The following is a 23,628-nucleotide window of genomic DNA, read 5'->3' as shown; positions in this document are numbered from 1 at the left end:
CATCTTCTTAATGTCTAGGTCAGATGTCCTTCATGCAAGGTTAATATACGATCACAAATCTGCTCCAGCTCTCCCTTTCGATGGCTTATTATAAGTGTACTGATACCCAGAGATTTCAAATGCATTATATTATGTAAAATCAAACCTGCAGACTCATCGTCAGCTCCAACCGACGGCTCATCCAGCAGCAAAACTTTAGGCAAACGCATAAGTGCAGTAGCGAGATGAAGGCGTCTTTTTGTTCCTCCGGAACACTCAGAAACCTGTTGATCTGACCAGAAAGTCAGATTCAGTTCCTTCATCAGCCACTCACTGCGTATCATTACCTGCTCCTTATTCAGTCCTGCTACACTCCCCCAGAAAATGAGGTTGTCTTTGCAGGATAATGCTTCATAAAGAGACAACTCCTGTGGTACATATGCAATATGTTTTTCGACTTCAGGATTATATATTATGTTACCTTTATCCGGCTTAAGGATGCCGGCAATCATACGAAACAACGTACTTTTGCCGGCACCGTTAATCCCCCGGATTCCTACCACTTCACCTCTTTTAATATCAAGTGATACTGGACCGATGCTTACGCCTGATTTTGCAAAACTTTTTTCAACATTTTGCAATGAGCAGTAAGTCAGGGATTCTTCATGAGTCATATCATTGCCTCTTAGAAGTAGTAACCCAGATTACCGAATAACTCGGCAAAATCCTTATTTTCATCCATATAATCAGATAAATCCTGACTTAAATCATTCGATAACTGATCAAAATCTGAAGCATCGTAGTCACTTACGTCCACCTTATTTCCGGAAGGTTTCTTAACGCTGCTTCCCTTGGTAGCATTTATAACAAATTTGTACTTTCCGTTACTGTAATTTTCACCTCTTATAATGTGATCTGTACCGCGTTCACCATCCTCAACATTCAAAACAACGCCATCCATACTATACTTACCATAATAAATACCGAATGGAGACTGCTTCTTTAAATTTACATCTTCATATCGTAAATCACTGATTCTGCCAGAAATGGTACCATCCTTATTCTTTTCATACTGGTTTTCATATATAGGGCTGTAACCCATAGATATAGCATCGTGATGCTCATCCTTATCTTCAAAAACTCCCATTGAGAGGACGTTGTAACCACCGTTACTTATAGTTATAAACTTTGCCTTGCCTCCGTCTGCATATACTGCCCATTCCAGATCATCAAGTCCGAAAGCTATATCATCAATGCTGTCCATATATTCACTTACGAATTCATCATAATCAGTATCCCCGAATGAGCCGTAGCCATATCTGTATTTATTGATACCACCGGAAGCAGCTGATGTAAGCATAATGGCCTCATATAATTCCTTGAGCTCCTTATCCTTCTTCATAGTATCGCCGACTTCCTTCAGGAAGTTCTTTATATCTTTTTCAGTGGGCTTAAAGATATATTCTGTATATCTGCCCTTCATATCATTGCTAAGACAAGACAGTCCTACGCTATCAGCATCGATTTTACGATCCTTCTTTACAGTCAGATTCTTACTATTCATTTGTTTCATGAACAGTTTACCGTAGCGTGTGAGTATCTTTGAATATTTCTTTGTATCTGAAACATCATTCAACACATTAGGATTGTATGCATCAAGGTCGATATCCATATCAAGACTTGATGTGAGCTTCTTAAGATCAGCATAGTAATAATCGCCATTCAATGAAGGGAAACTAACAGATACCGATTTCTTATCAGCAAAAAGATATACATCAAATGCTGTTTCATCATCGTAATTCAAAAGACCATTCAAAGTAATTGAATCCTTCTTTAAATCTGTCTTCAAAACTGCACTTGTATTTTTGAATGCCTGTCCTGAATTCTCTGAATTGCCGGAAAAAGTAATGTCAGATGAGAACTCTTTGGTATAAGGTTTAACCAGTTTATTAAACGGTTCAATATAGGTCTTATTTATAAGATCTGCCTGCATCTTAAAGAAACGAACTTTCGGAGAGAAGAATGCGTTATATAAGAAGAATCCCGCAACTCCCAAAATCACCAAAAGACAAGCTATAAGCGGAATGAATTTCTTTGGAGATTTCTTTAAGATATCAGCGTTAATACCGGTACCTTCTGTATTGTTCTGAGCATTAAATCCCGGATTAACTGTATCTGTGTACTTGTAACCGCATTTTGGACAGAACATACTTGTTCCGTCTTTACGAGGCGTTCCGCAATTTGGACATACGCTGTCTCCACCTGACTGAGCAGTACTGCCGGCGGTATTGTTTCCGGTTAAACTAAAGCCGCACTTTCCGCAGAATACAGCACCTTCAGGAAGCATATTTCCGCAATTGGGGCATGTCTTACCGCCTTCAGGTCTCATTTTCTCAACTTTTACCTCAGCTTCTGAATTAGCAACATTCTCCTCAGAAGTGCTGCTTTCAGTGCCTGATGCTTCAGAAGCAAATACATCCTTTACTTCATTGCTGCCGGCGTTACTGAAAAACTCACTTGCATCAGCTACGCTTTCCTGAACGTCGCTCACGCCATTCTCTGCTTTTGCTTCGGTAGTGTCTGTTCCTTCATCTACAGAAGTGTTAACACTTTTTTCCTGTAGATCTCCAAGACTCAATCCGCATTTTCCGCAGAAAACCGCATTATCCGGTAATTCTGTTCCACAATTAGGACATTTCATACTACTTACCTCTCTCAAAAAAATTATTTATTGCTTAGATTCAGCTACAAGGATAATTGAATAATTATCCGGTGCGCCATTTCTATCAACAATCTCTTTAATAAGCCGAATACTGTTATTCACATCTTCATGTAATGCAGTCTGCATACATTTATTAAAGTCATTTCTGTTTATATATTTATATATTCCATCACTCATAAGAGCAAATAGTGTACCGGCAGCAACAGTTCCGGTCCTGATATTTAAAGCAACGCTCTTTCTGATTCCTATAGCATTTGTTAAATGACCATAGTTCTTGTCACTTCTTATCTCAGACTCTGTTTTACGGGCAATATTTTCTGCTTTATTTTCCCATACGTCATCAACCGTCAACTGTTTAACATCCAGACCAAATAAGCGTTTATGAATTTCATAAATCCTGCTGTCTCCTGCCCAGATGATCCCGTAATTATCATTCTTTACCAGTAAAGCTGCAATGGTAGAACCGCAGAACTCATTTTCTCTGGTTGTTTCCCATATATAATTACTTGTTTCGGTGATGCACTGCCTTATACCGTCAATTATATCATTAAATGATAAAATATCGCATATTCTGTTAATGTTATTATCCCACCATTCCGTTATATGGTTTACAAGTGTTTCACTGGCTCTTTCTCCATGATCACTTCCTCCCATACCGTCACAAACAACGAATAAACAACAGTCCGGATGAGATAGTATACATATACGGTCCTGATTCATCTTCACAGGACTGTTTCCCTGATCGGATAATCCCTGAAATATATATTTCATAGACTTTTATTTACCGCACTTCTATTTTAAATACATTATTTCCAAGTTTCAATGAACTTGGCAGGCTTAGTTTAACCTGGCCGACTATTCTGGCCCCATTAACATTTGTTCCATTACGTGAGCCAAGATCGCTGATATATAACTCACCGTTCATGTCATAAATCTCACAATGTCTGTGTGATACTGACTTTTCATCTATCACCAGCTGACAATCGCCTTTCTGGCTTCTTCCGATTACTACTTTACCTGTAAGCGGAACTTCATAATGTCTTACCGGATTTGAAATGTCCTCAAGCACCAGAGTTTTTACCGGAGATTCCGATAAAAACATCGCAGTGCGGTCTCCCTGTAACCCGTAAGAATCATCCACCATAACTGTTTTTTCATCTTCTGTTGAGTATGAGGGTGCAAGTCCGCTTCCGAATGATCCGGCACCTTCAGGAGTCGGCACCACCTTGTCTCTTTCTGCTTTTTTCTTACTGCTTGCAACAAAAAAGACAATGCCGGCAACGATCAGCAATACCGCAAAGAAAGCAGCGCCAATGTAAGGGATATACTTCATTATATCCATCTGACCTTCATCTTCAGCTTCGGTTTCTTCTATCGTTTCCCGGGTTTCTTTTTCAGTCTCCCGGACTGTGGTTTCTTCCACAACCTGTTTTCCTTCTGAAAATGGCATATTCATGCGAGTTTCGGATGTGATGGCCTGACCACCTATATTCATGGAAAGAAGGACACCTTTTTCCGAACCATCCATAACATCATCAGGCAGAGTAAGTGAAATCCGGGCGATATCATTATCCAAACTTATTTCCTTAACCGGGTCCATAACAGACTGGATATCATCCATTTTCCAGATCTTTCCATTGGTCTGTCTGGAAAGTGAAAACATATTTTCCAGTTCATTTTTATTGTTTTTTCCACTGCATCCGAAAGCATAAATAGGATACTGGGTTTTATTGATGAGGTCTTTAACCTCCTGCATTGTATATCCTAAATCTTCTTCACTTGCGCCATCAGATACAACAATTATTCTGTGGAATATCCCATCCGGATTAGCAGACAAACTTGAAAAAATATTATACAGACAATCTGTAAGATATGTATCCTGATTCTGGAATTCAATCCCATCGATAGCACTCTTTACCGCAGTATAATCATTACTTTTTTCAACGAGGTAATTAATGTTGTTAGAAAAAGTCGCAACTGTTATTGTCTCGTTGGAAATGTGATTTGCTGCTATATTGGTTGCAAGTTCTATAATCTGCGGTCGATATTTTTTTGAAATTGAAAGCGAATTATCAATCAAAATCAATGTATCGATAGGAACCTCTCCGTTTTTTGAGAGCTTAACATCAACCGATGATGCCTTGACAGTTCCCACCTGAGCTTCCACGCTTTCGATATCACCTGTACTCTGAACGTATAAAACCAGATTCTGCCCGTCTGTTTCTTTGGCCAGAATAGTTCCATTTTCCGCAGCAAATGCTTCTGTCACGCATAACAAAAGCATAAAAAACGTAATAAGAAAAACCTGCAACTTTTTCATAACTGATTCTTTCCCCGTAACTATGATCAATTTCCTTTAATATGGTATCAATCTTAAAATCCCTTAAAGGGCTGCAGCCCATATCATGACCTGCAACCCCTGATATACCATTAATTTTATTTTTAATTTATGAGATTGGACGAAACTGCCTGATTTGCTGCGGTTGTTGTCTTTTCAGCATTGGTATATACTGTTGCCATATCAGCAAGATCCTGAGAGTGCTCCTGAATCTTTGCATGTATCTTCTGCATATCATCCTCTAGTTCATTAAACTTGTTGATGTATGCCTGTGATGACTCACCTTCCCATGCTGATGTAAGATTTCTTACCAGTGTCATCATTTCCGATGTTGTGTTTTGTACTGTACTATCTATTCCAGCAAACTCTGATGATGCGTTCTGAAGCTCCTCCGGTGTTACTTTTAACTGTCCTTCCATTTTAATTCCTCCGTTAAATATTTTATTTATTTCGATTTGATTCTGATTCAGATCCTACCGGTATCGTCTATTCTTTTCTGTAAATACTATCCGGCACCTTTATGAAGATCCGATTATTTTTAAAAATATTTTTTTTTTTCAGTTTTTAATATTAAGCTTTTCTTGTCTGTGCCGTACTGAGATTCTGTGCCTCTGCCTTGTCATACTCATTGGCATCATTTTCAAGTGTAGTGATAAAGTTCTTTATTCCCTGATAAAATACATCAAACTGATCCTTATCCTGCTGGAAAGCATTATGGAAAGCATTTCTTGCTTCACCTTCCCACATGTTTGAAAGGGCATTCTCCTTATCACTAAGATTGTTCACCTGAGTCTTGAAAGTCTCATTTAAATTTGATAACTGTTCTGCCTGACTCTTAAGTGTACTTGTGTTTACTCTGAACATTGACATTTTTTTGTTCCTCCTTGGAATTATATATTAATTAAATTATAAACCATTAATCGCGTTCATGTGCGATACGCCATGCTTCCATTTCAGCTTCGTATATGATTCTTGCTGTCCTTCGTATATCTGAAGCAATACTGTGCAGATCCTGCACCTCTCTGTTTGTTTTTTCCTTTACTTTATTAACTTTAACCAGATACGCACTGGCGCTTTCACCCTTCCATCCGGAGCTCAATGTTGTCATGGCCTGTTCCAGATCTCTCTCTGCAACATTATGCAGATTATCGGCTATTTCATCAAGTTCATCTGCCTGCTTTCTTGCCTCTCTGAAATCCATTTTGATTTTGTGTTTACTTGCCATCTGTATCTCCCTCCTAACTTATCAGGTCGCTTGAAATAGCCTGATTTGCTGCAGCAGTAGTTTTTTCTGCTGTATCATAAACCCCTGCCATCTGTAAAAGATCCTGTGGATGCTCTGAAAGTCGCTGCAATATCTTTTCTATGTTTGGCTTTTCTTCCGTAAATAATTTTCTGTGATGATCTCCCGCGAGACCCACCCAGTAATAATTGGAATGTTCAACCAACTCCAGTACGTTTTCGAACAATTCTTTTGTCTTATTAATATAACCGGTTACTTCTGAAGACTTTGCAACCAGTTCTTCGGTTTTTACTTTAAATTCTACATTACCATTGATTGCCATTGCCACAACTCCTTATACCTAAATACTCATAACGAGACTATAGACCTTACTTTCACACTTATCATACTCATCCGCAGCATGTTTCAACGCATTATTCAACTCATTCAGCGTTCCTATCATTTCTTCGAAGGATTCCAGATCCTGCGAAAACTGAGCATCAAACTGACTGTGTGCCGGTCCTTCCCATGTGCGATCAAGATCACGCATGGAGTTGAACATATTTCTCATTTGTGTTTCCAGCTGTGTGATATTACCGTTTAATGTTTCAACATCTGCCTTTAGTCTGTCCGTACTGATTTCAATCTCTTTTACATTCATAATCAAACCTCACTATTTATATATCAAAAAACTTATTTGCCCATGAAACAGTCTGTGCTCTCATTCTCTGTATCTGATTCTTGTGACTTCCTGCTTCCTCTGCATAATCGATTATGGCATTTTCCGTATGACTGTAGTTTTCCAGTATCAACTGACAGGTGCGTTTCATCCTGTTGACCGTTTCAGCTTTCTCAAGTAAACCATCTGCTTTTCTTGCAAGCATATAGCTTTCGTTTTCATACTCTGAGGAAATTCTTCTCAACTTGTTTGAAATACGCTCAACTTCATCACTAAGATGTATCAGCTCTTTTGAGACGAAATTCATTTTTTCATCATGATCCATAAAGGATCTTTGGATTACACGAAACATATTTTTTTCTCCTTAACTTGTATCTAAATAATATCTTATCCGTGTCAGAAATATCCAAAAAGCTGATAAAATACCAGTTTTCATGATGAACTGCACTTTTTTCCTATACCAACAGCAAATGACTTCCGTTTCTTATATTATATTGGCTTAAAGACAGATTTTCATTCATTAATCTGCCCTTATCCACATCACACAGGCACAATTCGGACTTTTTATTATCCAGATAGCAGTTTTCCTTCTGACAGATGACTTCATTTATCTCCTGTATCAAAGTGTGTATGGACATCTGCTCATCCAGACTGAAATTGTATTTTCTTCCAACCGATGGTACTTCTATGTCTACAATGATCATCTTTATTACCTCTCTGCCATACCGGCATCGGATCTTTAATTATAAATGTATCAATCTTTACATATTCAGCAACTGACTGATCAATTGACTCTGTTTTTCTTCAGTATAAATATTTATCTCAGCATTCACATCATCATCAAAGATGATATATTTGTATACTCCCTGCTCCATTATCACAAAACGAAGACATTTATCCTTGTTATCGTGTTTCAATTCAATATAACCCTTGAACTCTTCATGATACGAATAGGTGTCACTCAGGAAATCATGTGCCGGTTCACTTAACGGAACTCTTCCTTTTAACATATTCTGTCCGGTTTCATATACTTCCGGTGATATCTTAAGGTATTTCTGAGCTTCTTCCTCTTTAAGGAGGTTCTCTGCACCAAAGGAAGACGGCATATCCGATAACAGGTCTTCAAATTCCGGGGCAGTTACCGTCCGTAAGCGAAAACGGTCTTCCTCTTTATCATTAAACTTCTCTTCTCTTTCAATCATTGTAAAGCTGTCTCCGGCTTTATAGAAAATCATCTGACGTTCATCATCCGGTGATACAGCTTCAATGGTACACTCTGCATTTTTAATAATTGAAAAAAAAGGATATATCTGTTCTCCCAAATCATAGGGCTTACCCGGGATGTTTCCGGAAATCAGAAATTTTTTTGAGATAAGACTGTGCAGCGAATGTATCATCTCTTCTCTTGTAACATCACCCTCTTTGGGCAGCTCAAAGCCATAAATACATTCAATTCCCGAAGTCGCCAGCAGGATCAAGAGTTCTCTGTCTGTAAAAATATAACTCTGTTCAATTAAGTCCATATAAATCTCCATTATTCCGCTATCGCTCAACGGTACAAATAGCGATGAAAAGTTTTTTCACACCAATGGCCTGACATTCAAAATATGTAGAAATCTTATAAGCCCTAAACCAGATTAAACTCTTTTACAGTTTTTTTGTAACTCCTGGAAACAGGCACAGCAAATTTTCCCGGCATCTCAATTATATTATCTGCAGATATAAATCTGACAGCCTTTTTCATATTCACGATAAAGCTGCGATGACATCTGATAAAGTATTCAGGCAGCTTATTCATCATTTCATCGATAGTATCATAAAAGCCAAATTCCTCGGATTGTGTCCTTATATATATCTTTTTATCTCTGGCTTCGATGTAATAAATCTGAGAGTACGGAACTCGCTGGGATCCTTCTCTCGTCTCTATCAGAAATGATTCCTCCATGGAATCCTTATAGAATTCTCCCATATACGCGTCAATCAGTTCTCCGACTACGGTATGCAGCTGATCCTCATTATAAGGAGTTAGCAGCAATGCATTGGGCGCTATAGCCGGGCGCAGGTACTTCATGGGAGAAATACGGGAATCAGTAATCAGAAGGATGAAGCTTGATTTATGACCTGACCTGAAGCCGGCCAATGTTTCAAACTTTTCTTCAGACAGGATATGCCACCCTGCCAGATCCACAACAGGATCCCTGCTCAAAAAATCCTCCAGTTCCGGAACATTGAAAAAACTATGCAGCTCCCACTTTTCATCAGATGAAACTGCTGCAAAATGGTGTATCGCATTTTCTATATTCTGTTTTTCATTCTCATTTTCAAACAGGGATACTACTTTTACCATCTAAATCTCCGATTATTACATCATAAATCGTTCCCGGTAACAGTTCAGCAGTAAGACCATGGGACGGAGCTAGTGGCTGAACTGTTATCGTTTTTACTTTTTAGTTTTAATATAAGGGATCACGAGCTTGTGATATGAGTCAACACCGTCTCCCGGAGTCAGACCGATTCCAGGTTTTGTTACCAGGCTCTGCTCACTCATAGGCATACCTGCAAACTCAAAGGTACGCTGCTGAATTACATTGCCGCCCAGGTGGCATCCGGTTCTGAACTTCATATACTTCTCAAATACATCCTTCGCGATAACTTCCTGTCTTCTGTCCTGATCGAGACATGTGAAGAAGTAGATATTGTGCAGGAATCCCTTATCAAGAAGGTTAGCCATTCCTCCATGCAAATTCGTACTCTTGTTTTCATCGCTGTACAGCATCTTTGTGAAGTCACAGATATCAGCTATGAATACACAGTATTCCTGCTCCTGATGCATATTCTGATAGATTTCCTCTTCCTCCATGCCCTGGTCGATGAAAGATTTCTTCAGAGCATTTCTGGACTTAAAAACAGGGATAAAGTCATTAAGCATGAAGTCATAGAATGCTTTAAAGTTATCAATGTAATCAGCATCCAGCTTCTTGGCTATCTTCTGAAGAGTCTGGCCTTCATTCTCTATGACAACAATCTTTGCCTTTCTCATAGCAGCAGACTGCATAAGTATCTTAAGCAGGTTGGTCTTTCCTGTTCTTGACTTGCCCTGGATCGTATATGTATATACTCTCGAAAGATCAATTGAGAATATGTCTGCCGTATCCATATCATATGCAAACGGCATGTGGCGATCATCAGCCAGAAGTTCAAGTACTTCCTCACGTTCAACAAATTCATCCCATGAAGGTTCTCTCGGAATGATCGGAATATGACGAACCTTATCGCCATTCCAGCAGCCTGCCATGGCAGCACACATCTCTGCTACCTTATCATTACGATCGTAATCATTTTCAGCCACAGCCGAAACAGCAGCCTGGAATTCCAGTGTCCTTCCGTCTATCAATATAAGTCCGCGGCCATGGATTCCCGGTTCCGGAATCACATTGATTGCCATGGTATTGAGAACATCCGCATATGCAAATTTATCCGACATCTCCAGTGAAACAACATAATGGATATTGTCACGCATACGGTTAGGAATCTCTGTGGAATTGAAACCCGCTCCGGAAATGAGGAAATAAATACCGTAGGAATTTGCCTCTCTTGTAAGCTGAAGCACTTCATCATCATATTTATTCTCTGTTTTTTCACGGAATGCGGCAATATTATCAATTGCGATGACAACAGCAGCTTCCCTTACACCGTTTTTCTTGATGAACTCAACATAATTTCCACCTTCAAACAGCGCCTTACGCTTTTCGATCATCTTACGAACCATGCGGAAGAACTTACCTATATTATCGAGGTCATTTTCTCTTATTATTCCGCCGCAATGTACATCCTTCTCCAGTGCATTCATGGAAGCACCTGAGAAATTCAGACCATAGAAATTGAAGTACTGAGGTGAAAACTTCTCACACAAACCAAACAGTATAGTCTGCATCAGGATACTCTTTCCACTCATGGCTATACCGATTATGCCAATGTTTCCATACTGTGTGAAATCAACATCTATAGGGAATTGTATCTGATTTTCAGGATCATCCACAAGTCCTATCATGGTCTTAAGCTCAAAATTCTCATCATACTTCGGCCATTCTGCTCCATTGAAGACAGAATCGGTAAATCCGGCAAGCTCTGTAAGTCCAAGCATCTTGGGAAGAACCGGAAGCCATAACTTGCGTACAGGTCTGTACTTCTCGGCAACGGCAACTTTTCCGAGATATTCAACAATAGCATCAAGCTGTGTACGGTCTTTTCGCTCAGGAAGCTTAAGGTTATCCGACTGACCGAAACTTATCATTGTCTCTGCACGTTCCTCAGGATTCGCAGCAGCGAAATTATCCATAGTGTTTTTAAGTTTCAGATATAAACCTCTGAAGCTCCTGAGAGCTCTGGTATTGTAATCATTCTTTTGATATTCAATATTATGCTTCTCGAAACAATCATACATTGTCTCGATGATCTTGTTTTCATCCTCCTGTGTCAGATCATTTTCGCTAAGTATCGCGTCTTCATCCATTACACGGCCAACCGCTTCGGTCATAACCGCTTCAAGTTCCTTGAACCATTTAAGCTTCTGCTGTTCTTTCTGAACCTTCTTCTGGTGACTTCCTACAAGAGCAGCTTTACCTGTAGTTGTAAGCATGGTAGCTATGATCTGTTTCTGGTTTCCTTCTTCTTCATCATAGGAAGCTCCTGACCATCCTGACTGGAACAGTTCATAAAGCTCATCATTACCAACCTGGAGATAACATCTTCCGGCCTGTGTAAGGAATGCAGCATCCGGCTTGTGGAGCATGTCCATGGAGTCCTGACGATCCTGAACTCTGAGACAGAGTCTGAATTTAGAGTTGGACCAGATGTTGTCATCTACGGTTCCTGCCGGTTTCTGGGTAGCAAGAATCAGATGAACACCCAGAGATCTACCAACCTGGGCAACAGAAATAAGCTCTCTCATGAAATCAGGCTGATCTCTTTTCAGCTCGGCAAATTCATCAATGATGATGAACAGGTGCGGAATCGGCTCATCTGCTTCACCATTCTTGTAAAGCTGGGTGTATGCGTTGATGTTGTTAACACCGTTTTCGTTGAAAACACGCTGTCTTCGTCTGTTTTCACTCTTTATAGATACCATGGCTCTGAATACCTGGTTTCCCGAAAGGTTGGAAATAGTACCGAGAACATGAGGCATGCCGTTAAAAAGGTTAGCCATTCCTCCGCCCTTATAGTCGATGATAAAGAAACCAATATCATCCGGGCTGAAATTCAGTGCAAGTGAAAGCATGTAAGTCTGCAGAGTTTCGGATTTACCTGAACCTGTAGTACCGGCAACAAGTCCGTGGGGTCCGTGATACTTCTCATGTACATCAAGATAACATGGAGTTCCGCCGGCCATCTGTCCAACCAGTGCCTTCATTGACTTAAATACGCGGTTCTTCTTCCATCTTTCCCCGACATTAAAGTCTTCAAGCTTTTTTGCATTGTACATGTCAAAGAAAGTGATGGCATTTGGAATGTCTCCGCCCTGTTCTGTCTCCGTAACCTCCAGATTACTGATCCTCTTGGCAAATGCTTCCAATTCTTCTTTTTCAACGTGGTCAAAGTTTATGGCAACCTTTTCTCCGGTTCTTACATTATATAAGCCATGGAACTCCGCATCATTTTGAATTATGCTTTCACAGGTATTGGGCAGACTCTCATAGTTCTCAGACATGAGTACCACCGTGATACCCATAGGATTCTCACGATCGTTGATATATTTGGCAATTAACTCTCCCTCAAGAATAGAAGGATCTTCCACGAACATGATAAAGTGCGGCTTGTAAACGCCTTCATGCTTTCTGCTCAGGCCACTCATCTCTTCACTTCGTTCTCTGAGAACCTTTGCTATCTCATAGAAAACATCACTGGCCTCTCCGGCAGAAGCAGCTACATATCTTACCTTTTTATCCGGTGACCATGCATGAGGAAGCCACTTGGCAAATTCCCACGCGTTATTGCTTTCTCCCTGATCCTCCTGATAGATATATGCGAGCTTTACATCTGTGTAGCAGTTCTGAGATGCAATCTGGGCAGTGAGATTGTACACAACATCATAAGCGCCTGCTTTTCTTTCGCCGCCTATGATACCAACTATATTGTTTTCAAACAGATCTGCGAGCACAGGTACGCTTTTAAGCATACTATAACTTTCTTTTATCAGCTTTGGTCTGTCAGATAATGAATCATTTACAAGAGTAAATTTCTCTTTCGGAATACTGATATCAACCTGGAACGGAATATCGCCGAGTCCCAGTCTGTAAGAAAGTACATCCCTGTGTGTAGCATTTCTGTTCCACATATGGTTCTGCACCTGCATTTCCGGTGAGATGCATTGCTTTGGACCCGGATACATCTTGAGTAATGCTACGGCATTGTTCTCATATTTTTGTTTTACCTCATCTGCACACTTGATAAGGTATTCACTGTATGCCTCAAATCTGTGATTCTCCTCACTCTGAATGCGTTTTTTATTCATACGCATATTTACGATGGACCAGGTTGCACCGATAAGAGCAGAACAAACAGCGGTTATGATACCTGTATACATAAACATGCTTCCGGTAGATCCCGAAGCTCTGCTTCCTATGATGGCAATTCCGGAACTTAACGCCATAGGCACTGCCATGGTGAGAGCCGGTCCTATCATCATGAATAAAGGCATCTCCGCTATCTCCTTGGGATTTGGCGGTGCCTCTATTTCAACAGGTTCTGTATTGATCTTTTCGATATTTCTGGGAGCACGGTGATATACGTATTTATGAACTTCATGATTTTCTACAATATCAGTCTGGTCATCCGTGTATCCGCCCCATTCCATAAGATTCTTTATCTTAATGTTTGCATCCGGACGGACTGCCAGAATATTTCCGAGAAAGATCATATCCAGGCCCCAGATGTGGATGTGATCGCCAAATTTCAAATTAGCTCTGCCATTTACATGGACATCATTCAGGAAGATACCGTTTCTTCCCACATCTTCAAGAACGGCCCCGCTCCGTAAAAGATGGATGATGGCCATTCTGTGTGAAATATATTCATTACCCTGGAATTTGTAGGAATATTGGATCAGGTTATTTTCATCACTACCGATACTTATATCCTGAATACCGTTAAGCACAACTTTTGTGTAGCTTTGGAAGGAAGTCTCTTTGACAGAAGTAATGATACTTAACTTGCTTCCGTTGGATGCCAGAATCTTGTAGTTGGCATCAGGGCGTATAACTGTTCTGGAATCAGTTTTAACTTCTGTTCCATACTGAATCCTGTATTTATCCGAAGTCTGAAAATACCATTTTCCATCTGTTTCCTCCAGATGTATCTCCAGATCTTTAGCCAGTTTAAACAGTCTGCTGTCAATAACTATAACATGATCCTGATCGCGGACTGCCGGGAGTACATACTCCTTATATGCCGCCATACTGTATACTGATAAAACTACACTCATACCTGCCTCTCAATCTCTATACGATCATTAAACTTCAAACTATTGAGAACCTGAACCAAATCGATCATTGTTTTCATGGACTTATACAAACGAAATAATATAACTTGTGGAATTAATGAGGATCATATCCTCATCATGTATTTCCATTCCCTTCTGATCGATTGCATATTTCTTTTTATGTCTTTCAAGTACGACTTCTTTAAGCCCCGAAGTTCTTATATAATTCGAGCCCTTATAAAAAAATATTTCACAGTAAGGAACTTCCCCGTCTCCTCCCAGAGAAGACAGGATAGCTATCTTTCCGAATTGAGTTCCGATTATGATACCCTGCTCTCTCGGGTACATATATTTTCTGTTTACGAAATCACTTTGCTCTGTTAACTGGAGCATTTGCTTTTTACCGGATTTTGCATATTCCCTGCTGCTGTTTTCCTGCTGCTGCATGGAATCACCGGTATTATAAGATACGGAATACGGTCTCTGAGTGTAATTTCCCTTATTCTTTATTTCGGAAATGTCTGTCCTCGGATTTATGATTGCCTGGTCCAATGCCTTCTCACGAACCGCACGAATCGCATATCTTTCTTCCTCTTTCTTTGCTTTTCTCTTCTTGAAATATCCGGAGATCAAGCGTATCAAAAAGACAATAACAAATCCTATAAGGACTCTTATCCCGTATACCTTTAGAAAATCAATTATCCTGTCCATAATTCTTATTTAAATACTCTTCCAGTCTTCTTTTTCTTATACCTGAAGTAACCAATGAAACCAGCGTAATGATAATAGAAATAGTTATCATGGCTAATCCGGCAAAAAACATAATATTTCCAATAGTCATATCCATCCTTCTTTCCCTGTTCGTTTTCCGGACAATTAGTTAAACCATCCGCCATCCCTTGCCTGTTGGATCATATTATCAAGCTGCAGCATCTGCTGATCCTGTTCTCCTGATTTACGGTACAGCTCACTGGCTTTCTCGTAATATCCCAGCATAGTGTTATAGTTACGCTGATCATTTGCAAACCGCATCTGTTTCTGACTCTCTATGAAGGAAAGATTCCTGTATATCTCATACCTGTCAGGAAATGCCTTTGCAGCTTCCAGGAGAGTATTTTCGGCTGCATCCAACTGCCCCATTTGTTCATAACAGCTTGCAAGATTTATTCTTGTTTCAATCTGAGTATCCCCCAGACTTATGGATTTATTGAACATCTCAGCAGCTTTATCGTACTGTCCCGCTTGAAAATATGCGCTGGCAAGATACAAAATACTTGATCTGGAAGAATCCGGCTGATTTACATTTTGCTCCAAAAACTGAATTTGAGACGTAAAATCACCAAGTTTGCTGTAACAGTCACTTATAAACGATATAGACCTGCGCTTGATGATCGCGTCTTTAGTGTATTCAAGAGTATTCATGAAATCTTCTATAGCTTTACTGTAGTCCTTCTTAATGTAGGAAACCTCAGCTTCTATCATGTATATGGAATCTTTTCCAAGTCTCAGTTTTTTTGCCATTTCAAGACACTTCTGGGCCTCTTCCAGATTACCTTCTTTTGCCAATGCTGCGGCATAGTCACGAAAATAATCACCATTTTCATCATTACGTTCGATGGCTGACTTGAAACAGCTTGCCGCATCGGCATACTCTTCTTTTTCGTAGTAGGCATTTCCCATAAGGAAAACTATATCCCCTGAAGACCGCTGATCCTCCTCTGTTTTTACATCAAAACGGGGACCATTGATGGCAGACATTCCATATTCTATGACTCCATCATAATCCTCAGTCATATAAAGTCTCTTTGTCTCCGACACATACGCTTCTACGCGTTTAGGCCTCTTTCTCATTGCCTCTTTTATGAGTATTTCCGCGTCATCATAATTACCCTCGGAAATCTCCTGATCCGCAACAAGCAGCTCGTCCACATAATCTATATCGGTCTCACGTTTCATGGTGATACCGCCCGCAACACACAGACCAACACCGCCCAAAAACAGCAGAGTTGTAAGAAAAGTACGTACGCTGTTACGGTGACGGTAGCTTCTGTATACCGAATCCAGTTCGTAAATATTATCAAAAGCGGCCTTAAGCTCCATACCGTTTTGATAACGTTCCTCCGGATCCAGGGCCATCATCTTCAGGATGATATGAGAAAAACCTTCACTTAACTTTATATCATACTGAGTTATAGGCGGGTTTTCCCAATAGTGGGAACTGGGCTTAACACCTGTCAATACATAATAAAGTGTGGCACCAAGACTGTATATATCGGAACGCTCATCGATACCACGTCCGACTGTTCGCTCCAGAATCTGAGAGGTTTCCTCATCTATAGTGGATACAGCCGTATAGGAACGTCCGCTGTTGTCCGTGAAGACATTTTGTGTCAGATTTCCTGCATTGACCCGTGACTGGGTGTTGCCCGTCATCTTGTCATACATCATCTTGTTTCTGTACTGCTCGGGCGGAGAAAAGCCTTCACTTATGCTGGTGAGTTTTCTTTTATTTTCATCAAATACCAGCGAAACGTTAAAGTCTATAAGGCAAATGCTTCCATCGGGCTGCAGCATGATATTGGCAGGCTTTATATCTCCATGGATGATAGGCGGCTCAGAACTATGCAGATAGCTTAAAGCTTCCGCCAGCTGCCTTGCCCAATTCAACACTAAATCCTGCGGGTAATAACCGTTTGTCTGAACAGCTTTACGTAAATCCATACCGGCTATAAAGTCCATTACGGTATAGATTTCACCATCAATTTCCAGAAAATCATAGACTCTCGGCAGGTAGGTATGATGGAGTCTTTTCAAAACATCAGCCTCGGATATTACGCTTTGTACACCTTTGGCTTCATCCTTTACCTGCTTAACCACAACATCGATATTGAGTCTGAGATGTCTTGCGCGGTAAATGATACCACCGCCTCCGGAGCCAAGCTCATCCAATATCTGATATGTATTGTTCAGAATTTCACCTTGTCTAATCATTCTACTCTTCCCTTAAAAACACGTTCTGAAACTATTTTCTATCGAAATGCTGGTAGTCCTTCAGACTGCTCCAGTCTCCACCCCACCTGAAACCTTTCGACTTAAACAGTCTTACGCACAGGTCATCATTGGTCATCATATGTGGTCTCAGGTTACTGCGATCCATATATGTCACCGCCTGTTCATCCTGAGTTGTATATGCATGTCCCGACCCGTCATAAAGAATATAAGGATTCTCCCTTGGATTAATGTCTATGGCCATACCATAACTATGTCTCGATGTACTTCCGCTATAATCAACTTTACGATCATTGAAAGACGAAGTGTTATTGGCATTCATAGAGGCTGTATCAGTATCATTGGGATCACCGGTCCAGAAATTGTCCACCAGTTTCATAGAGTATATTTCATATTTTTGGAGGTAAAGATTCTTGAAAATATCAATTACGTCCCCGGCAATGGATTTATTTACGATGATCTCCCCCACCTGAGGCATCCCTTCATAATTCCAGTGAAGCAGCTTTAAGTATCTGAGATTCCCAAGAGGTATACTTGTCTGTACTCTGTAGCTTTTCCCGTTTATAAAAGCGAAAACATCTGAATCCTCTGTGATTTCAGAAACTGTAAAGTACTTGTCGATGTCCTGAGGATCCAGTTGCTCTTCAGTCAGGACATCACCTGCAGAAAGACCGTCAAGCGTGTCGATAACCTCTATTGCAGGTTCGGTAAACTCTTTTATTTCAGTGGATCCCGTTTCAATGGATCCTGCACCGGTATATTCTGTACCGGCAGATTCTTTTCCGGCAAATTCTGCTTCGGCGGATTCTGTTCCGACGGATCCCAGAGTATCACTCTCTTTCTCACCGGAAGTTCCCGAAACAAAATCAGTCGCTCCGGTTGAATCCAGAGCGACCGTTTCATCTTCAATTGAAGATTCTGTAATTTCTTCTGCAACATCATTCTGAACTATCTTTTCTTTACTGCCTTTATCTTCAGGTATTTCCGGTTTTTTATGACAAGCCGTCATCATAACAACATATGTACAAACCGGTATTATCAGTTTAAACATTCGTAAAGCGCATTGCTTTCTCATGCTGATCTCCTCTAAAAAACGCATTTTTTCGCCGCTTATTTCTGACATACATATGCAGATCTAATCGGCCTCATTCTATGTAAAGATCCAGGTTCAAAAATCAGTTTTTGTCAAAATGCTGGTAATCCTTTACCGAATTCCAGTCTCCACCCCAGCTGAAGCCATACTCTGTAAATACTTTGTATGCAAGATCATCATGTGTAATTACATGAGCAAGACCCGTATCACGCTTGATGTAGTCATTAGCATTGCTGTGAGACCACTTAGGTGATCCCGACTTATATGATACGTATGGGTTTTGCTGAGGGTTAATGTCTATGGCCTTACCGTAAGCATGATTGGAAAGCTTTGAGCTTCCCGTTGCAGTTCTGTAGTTAAAGGCCGATGTGTTGTTAACATCGATGGAAGCAGAATCGGTAGAATCCGGGTCACCTGTCCAGTAATTGTCAACCAGATGCATGGAGTAAATCTCATACTTGTTTCTGAAAAGTGTCTCGAAAACTCCTATAACATCATCGGCAACGTCCTTACTCACTATTATTTCACCCATTTGCACTACGCCATTAAAGTTGTAATGGGGCATGGTGATGTAAGTCAGTGAACTAAGCGGAACATAATTGTTCTCCCTGTATGACTTTCCGATGATCCTGTTGTAAACATCATCTCCCACAGTGATGTCATGCATCACAAAATACTTTTCCGGATTATCAAAATCAAAGTAATCCATATTTATCAGATCGCCGGCACTGTAATCGTTAAGATTATCAAGATATACCGGTTCTGTAGGTGCCTCGGTAGTGATCTCCTCCTGAGTAGTTTCTTCTGTTGTTTCCTCAGTTGTTTCTACCGGAGTTTCAGCCTCTGTAATGGTGACCGGTTCGGTTCCGGGAAGGAATTCTTCCATCTGCTCGTTATTCTCAGATTCTGCTGCAAATTCCTCTTCCGAAATATCATTTTCCACTACTATTTCTGTGGATTCTTTATTTTTATCCCGATTGATAACAAATAATAAACTAGCCAGAAGTATCACTGACAGGAGTAAGAGTCCACACGCCAGCATTAATATGATTTTTATTGATTCTTCATTGTACCCTTCAGGCTTTTTTCTTGACCTGTTACTCAATTTCCATATACTCCAATCTCAGCAATAGTCATATCATTGTATTTAGTTCCCGGATAACAGCCTCCGATTCCAACCAGAATAAAATCAGAAGGAATCGGCTCAGAGAACTCCACGACGAATTCTTCGTACTGATCAGGGAATACGATATCATAGTAACATTCTCCCACAGTGATGCAAAGAATAGAAGGACGGTTGTTCTTTAAATACCAATCCTTTGATCTGTGATTTCCCAAAGCAAATGAAATTGCCTTAACGTTATATGTTCTGTCAAATTTACCATGGATCCACTCATTTAAGCCGTTTCCGCTTACTCCATCCTGCCAGCTGGTTTTCAGATCTCCGTCAAATGCATTTTTTCCATAGTTTATATAACCGGTATCCTTCTGAACAAGGTATGAAGACTCGGTTACATTTAACATAGGTACCTGCATAAGTCCTGCAAAGCTGTAATTTGTTTTGTAATTGAGAGAATAAACAGGCTGAACAAAAGCTGCGGTTGTTTCTGCGGTAGTCTCTATAACAGTGGTCTCTGCTACAGCGGCTTCGGTTTCAGCGGCATCTGCGGCACCTGCGGCAGAATCCTTATCATCTTCCTCTTCTTCTGTTTCGGATTTCTTGCTTGACTTCTTACCGGATGAAGACTTACTATCCTTATCTTTATCCTTATCCTTCTTTTTACTGGTAGCACTTAATTCATCATCGATGGACACTGCCTCATACTGGGAATCAGCGAAGAAGGTTTGATATGCAAAATATCCGCCCACACCAAGCACTGCCAGGATAGACAAAACCAGGAAAATGATGGCAACCACAAGTCCTGCGGAGCCTTTCTTCTTTTGCTTTGCTTCCTTTGGCTGCTTGCCTTTATGGTTGCCGGCATTGGCAGCATTGTTCATGTTATTAAAGCCTGAATTTAACGGAGCCTGAGGGCCATTATAAGTGTTCACGGAAGGAACAGTCCGGTTAAAGTTGTTCTGTGGATGGTTTACATTCTGGCCCTGGCCCATCCCGCTAAGCTGTCCCTTAAAACCGGAAGAATTGTTAGGACCGGGAGCATTGTTATAGCCGGAATTATTGTTATAGCCGGAAGCATTGTTATAGCCGGAATTATTGTTAAAACCGGATGAACCGTCAAGATTGGGAGCCTGATAAAACGGATTGTCCGCCATCACGGTTCTGTCATCATCAACATCAGTTCTGCCGGGCGCATTTCCGGGCACATTGGGCTGCATCTTAGGGGCTTTGGCACCGCACTTCATGCAAAATGCATTGCCTTCTTCAATTTGTGCCCCACACTTCATACAAAACATTTCTAATCCTCCAAAAAATCCAACCATTGTGAATAATGTCTTAAATTCACAAAGAAATTATACAAGATATTGTTTCTTTTTTCTACAGTAACGAAGTGTTAACTTTATTTCATACAATAAAGCTTTAGGTCCCGGCTTCGCGGGCTTTTTCATACCACTCTTTAGCTTTTGCTGCGTCTTTTTCGACACCAAGTCCGTTTTCATATATAATTCCTAAATTATTCATGGCATTTGTTTCTCCGGCTTCGGCGGCTTTTTCATACCACTCTTTGGCTTTTAAATAATCCTGGTCGACGCCTTCTCCATATTCATACATATCTCCCAAGTTACACATGCCAGCTGTACTTCCACCTTCAACGGCTTTTTCATACCACTCTTTGGCTTTGGCATAATCTTGAGAGACACCGTCTCCATTTTCATACATTACTCCCAAATTATTCATGGCATATGTGTTTCCACCTTCGGCGGCTTTTTCATACCACTCTTTGGCTTTTAAATAATCCTGGTCGACGCCTTCTCCAAAAGCATACATTCCACCTAACCTAAACATTGCACCTGCGTATCCACCTTCAGCGGCTTTTTCAAACCACTCTTTGGCTTTGGTATAATCCTGAGAGACACCTTCTCCGAGAGCATACAATACGCCCAAATTATACATAGAATCTGCGGTTCCACTTTCGGCGGATTTTTCATACCACTCTTTGGCTTTGGCATAATCTTGAGAGACGCCTTCTCCATTCTGATACATTACTCCTAAATTATTCATGGCACCTGCGTATCCACCTTCAGCGGCTTTTTCAAACCACTCTTTGGCTTTGGCATAATCTTGAGAGACGCCTTCTCCATCATGATACATATCTCCCAAGTTAAACATGCCAGATGTACTTCCACCTTCGGCGGCTTTTTCATACCACTCTTTGGCTTTGACATAATCTTGAGAGACACCTTCTCCATTTCTATACATATCTCCCAAATTATTCATGGCACCTACGTATCCACCTTCGGCGGCTTTTTCATACCACTCTTTGGCTTTGGCATAATCTTGAGAGACGCCTTCTCCATCATGATACATTAATCCCAACCAGTACATGGAATCTGTGTTTCCATCTTCGGCAGCTTTTTCGAACAATTCTTTTGCTTTTGTATAATCCCCCTCTAAATAATACTCCATAGCATGCTCATACTTTGAAATAGCATTTCCACTAAATTTAATAAAAAGGCCCGCTGCGATTATCAATACTGCTATGGCTATTAATATACCGAAAATTACTTTTTTCATCTTCTTCGGCGCGGGATCACTTTTAGGAGTTTTATCTTCTATCTTATTCCCAAATCCATGAGCTATCTCTGTCTTGTTTTCAATTACCGTATCCGTCACTTTTTCAACAGGCTTAGTGTATTGATCTTGCGATTTTACATCGCTATTATGGGATAACGGTAATGTTTCAAACATTGCGATAGTTCTGTCAGAATCTGAATCATAGTCTATTATTTCTTCAGGTTTTTCCGGTTCTTCACGATTTACTAATTCTCCAGATTTTATCTGTCCCTCATGTTTTTCTTGAACTACATTCAAATTATCTATATTTTCTGTGCTTACCGACTGTGCCTCAGGACGGTTTTCTTTGCAGCTTTCTATGTGTGATGATTCCCATGTCTGTTCATCCTGTTTTTGATTTATGATGATCAGTTTGCTGAGATCATCTGCCATTTCTTTTGCAGAATGATATCTGTTTTCCTGGTTGAAATCGCACGCTTTCAAAATAATCTCTGCCAATGCTTTGTCAGCAAAGGTAGGCGCAGGGATTCTTTCTCCTGACATACGTCTGTTCAGGCACTCTTCTCTGACTCGGAAACTTAAGCCTTTACTTTCAAAGGGCTGAAATGGTATCTTACGCGCATTCATGAGAAAATACATTACCATTCCGAGGGAGTATATGTCCGCCGCTACTCCGTAGCTTTCGCCTTTATATACTTCCGGTGCCATAAAGCTGTAGGTTCCCTTTTTGGACATGAATCCCTGGGTCTTCTCCATGGCTCTGGACACACCAAAATCACCTAGCTTATAATTTCCATTCTTGTCAATGAAAATATTAGCTGGTTTTATATCTCGGTGTATGATGCCGTATTTCTGGCAGACGGTTAATGCATTACATATATCGATTCCGAGTTTGACAACCTCATCTCTTTTCAGGTTACGCTCTCTGAGAAGATTTGTAAGAGATGTCAGTAATTCCATCCTGATCAGTATATCCCAGCCCACTTCATTTTTATGTTCATTGACAACATGATCCTGGTACTCAACGATATTTTTATTACCGCGTAATGCTGCCATAAGGAGAGTCTCTTTGTTCAGGTTCATGACCGCATCCTTAAAGTAGGCATTAACAGTGTGTTCATCAGATTCATATGACAGCATCTCAGAGTATTCCGAGTTGTTTTGAGGGATAGTTATGGCTTTTAATGCCGCTTCCTCCTGCCCTGACGAAGTATTTCTGATAATTCTAAATACTTTACCAAAACTTCCCTCACCTATAAGTTTGTCGATGTACCATTCACCCCAAAAAGGTTCCAATCCCTTGTAATAAGAATTCTCCATGCTCTTCCCCTATAATAACCTTATATTTATCTCAGAGTTTTTCCAATTTTCACATCAATCTGGAAATTCTCTGAAAATACTCTTAGTGTACAATA

At 40.4% G+C, this 23,628-nt stretch carries 21 protein-coding genes; all 21 read right to left on the bottom strand.

Features of this window, described 5'->3' with window-relative positions; genetic code table 11:
• Positions 1-14 precede the first annotated feature (14 nt).
• Positions 15-653: an ABC transporter ATP-binding protein gene (locus BLV86_RS03120; protein WP_090815089.1), complete on the bottom strand. Its 639-nt coding sequence runs from the start codon at positions 651-653 to the stop codon at positions 15-17.
• An 11-nt stretch (positions 654-664) separates the two neighbouring features.
• A complete protein-coding gene (locus BLV86_RS03115; RefSeq protein WP_090815191.1) occupies positions 665-2,680 on the bottom strand; it encodes a zinc-ribbon domain-containing protein in 2,016 nt (671 codons plus the stop codon).
• Positions 2,681-2,707: 27 nt separating this feature from the next.
• Positions 2,708-3,421, bottom strand: a complete 714-nt coding sequence (locus tag BLV86_RS03110; RefSeq protein ID WP_242873228.1) for a PP2C family protein-serine/threonine phosphatase — start codon at positions 3,419-3,421, stop codon at positions 2,708-2,710.
• Between the two features lie 61 nt (positions 3,422-3,482).
• Positions 3,483-5,021, bottom strand: a complete 1,539-nt coding sequence (locus tag BLV86_RS03105; protein WP_049962165.1) for an FHA domain-containing protein — start codon at positions 5,019-5,021, stop codon at positions 3,483-3,485.
• 122 nt (positions 5,022-5,143) lie between these two features.
• Complete coding sequence (locus BLV86_RS03100; RefSeq protein WP_044915706.1) at positions 5,144-5,458, bottom strand: WXG100 family type VII secretion target; 315 nt, start codon at positions 5,456-5,458, stop codon at positions 5,144-5,146.
• A 151-nt stretch (positions 5,459-5,609) separates the two neighbouring features.
• Complete coding sequence (locus tag BLV86_RS03095) at positions 5,610-5,909, bottom strand: WXG100 family type VII secretion target (protein ID WP_031547486.1); 300 nt, start codon at positions 5,907-5,909, stop codon at positions 5,610-5,612.
• A gap of 46 nt (positions 5,910-5,955) precedes the next feature.
• Positions 5,956-6,264 carry a WXG100 family type VII secretion target gene (locus BLV86_RS03090; RefSeq protein WP_031547488.1) on the bottom strand — a complete coding sequence of 103 codons (309 nt, stop codon included), beginning with the start codon at positions 6,262-6,264 and terminating at the stop codon, positions 5,956-5,958.
• Positions 6,265-6,277: 13 nt separating this feature from the next.
• Positions 6,278-6,604 carry a hypothetical protein gene (locus BLV86_RS03085; RefSeq protein ID WP_031547491.1) on the bottom strand — a complete coding sequence of 109 codons (327 nt, stop codon included), beginning with the start codon at positions 6,602-6,604 and terminating at the stop codon, positions 6,278-6,280.
• Positions 6,605-6,622: 18 nt separating this feature from the next.
• Positions 6,623-6,922 carry a WXG100 family type VII secretion target gene (locus BLV86_RS03080; RefSeq protein ID WP_031547493.1) on the bottom strand — a complete coding sequence of 100 codons (300 nt, stop codon included), beginning with the start codon at positions 6,920-6,922 and terminating at the stop codon, positions 6,623-6,625.
• A gap of 16 nt (positions 6,923-6,938) precedes the next feature.
• Positions 6,939-7,292 (bottom strand): hypothetical protein, encoded by a 354-nt coding sequence (locus BLV86_RS03075; RefSeq protein ID WP_031547495.1) that lies wholly within the window; start codon positions 7,290-7,292, stop codon positions 6,939-6,941.
• Positions 7,293-7,395: 103 nt separating this feature from the next.
• The gene (locus BLV86_RS03070; protein WP_031547497.1) at positions 7,396-7,644 is read right to left on the bottom strand and encodes an EsaB/YukD family protein; all 249 of its coding nucleotides are present in this window, start codon (positions 7,642-7,644) and stop codon (positions 7,396-7,398) included.
• Between the two features lie 57 nt (positions 7,645-7,701).
• A complete protein-coding gene (locus BLV86_RS03065; protein WP_090815087.1) occupies positions 7,702-8,463 on the bottom strand; it encodes a hypothetical protein in 762 nt (253 codons plus the stop codon).
• Between the two features lie 104 nt (positions 8,464-8,567).
• The gene (locus BLV86_RS03060) at positions 8,568-9,287 is read right to left on the bottom strand and encodes a LytR/AlgR family response regulator transcription factor (protein ID WP_090815086.1); all 720 of its coding nucleotides are present in this window, start codon (positions 9,285-9,287) and stop codon (positions 8,568-8,570) included.
• 93 nt (positions 9,288-9,380) lie between these two features.
• Positions 9,381-14,420 (bottom strand): type VII secretion protein EssC, encoded by a 5,040-nt coding sequence (essC, locus tag BLV86_RS03055; RefSeq protein ID WP_090815085.1) that lies wholly within the window; start codon positions 14,418-14,420, stop codon positions 9,381-9,383.
• 81 nt (positions 14,421-14,501) lie between these two features.
• A complete protein-coding gene (locus BLV86_RS03050) occupies positions 14,502-15,059 on the bottom strand; it encodes a hypothetical protein (RefSeq protein WP_139297872.1) in 558 nt (185 codons plus the stop codon).
• Positions 15,060-15,111: 52 nt separating this feature from the next.
• Positions 15,112-15,258: a hypothetical protein gene (locus tag BLV86_RS17725; RefSeq protein WP_175456424.1), complete on the bottom strand. Its 147-nt coding sequence runs from the start codon at positions 15,256-15,258 to the stop codon at positions 15,112-15,114.
• Positions 15,259-15,293: 35 nt separating this feature from the next.
• Entirely contained in the window at positions 15,294-17,408 is a 2,115-nt protein-coding gene (locus tag BLV86_RS03045) for a protein kinase domain-containing protein (RefSeq protein ID WP_090815083.1), read from the bottom strand.
• 31 nt (positions 17,409-17,439) lie between these two features.
• A complete protein-coding gene (locus BLV86_RS03040; RefSeq protein ID WP_175456423.1) occupies positions 17,440-18,501 on the bottom strand; it encodes a M15 family metallopeptidase in 1,062 nt (353 codons plus the stop codon).
• Between the two features lie 100 nt (positions 18,502-18,601).
• Positions 18,602-19,624 (bottom strand): M15 family metallopeptidase, encoded by a 1,023-nt coding sequence (locus BLV86_RS03035; protein ID WP_242873221.1) that lies wholly within the window; start codon positions 19,622-19,624, stop codon positions 18,602-18,604.
• Positions 19,621-20,934, bottom strand: a complete 1,314-nt coding sequence (locus tag BLV86_RS03030; RefSeq protein WP_175456422.1) for a zinc ribbon domain-containing protein — start codon at positions 20,932-20,934, stop codon at positions 19,621-19,623. Before BLV86_RS03030 ends, BLV86_RS03035 begins: the two co-directional genes overlap by 4 nt.
• A 124-nt stretch (positions 20,935-21,058) precedes the next feature.
• Positions 21,059-23,533, bottom strand: coding sequence for a serine/threonine-protein kinase (locus tag BLV86_RS03025; RefSeq protein WP_090815080.1), 2,475 nt, complete (start codon positions 23,531-23,533; stop codon positions 21,059-21,061).
• Positions 23,534-23,628: the final 95 nt, after the last annotated feature.

The sequence above is a fragment of the Oribacterium sp. KHPX15 genome, assembly GCF_900107835.1.
Classification (GTDB): Bacteria; Bacillota; Clostridia; order Lachnospirales; family Lachnospiraceae; genus Oribacterium.
Note: the sequence above shows the minus strand (reverse complement) of the source record. Positions and strands in the feature narration are given on the sequence as shown.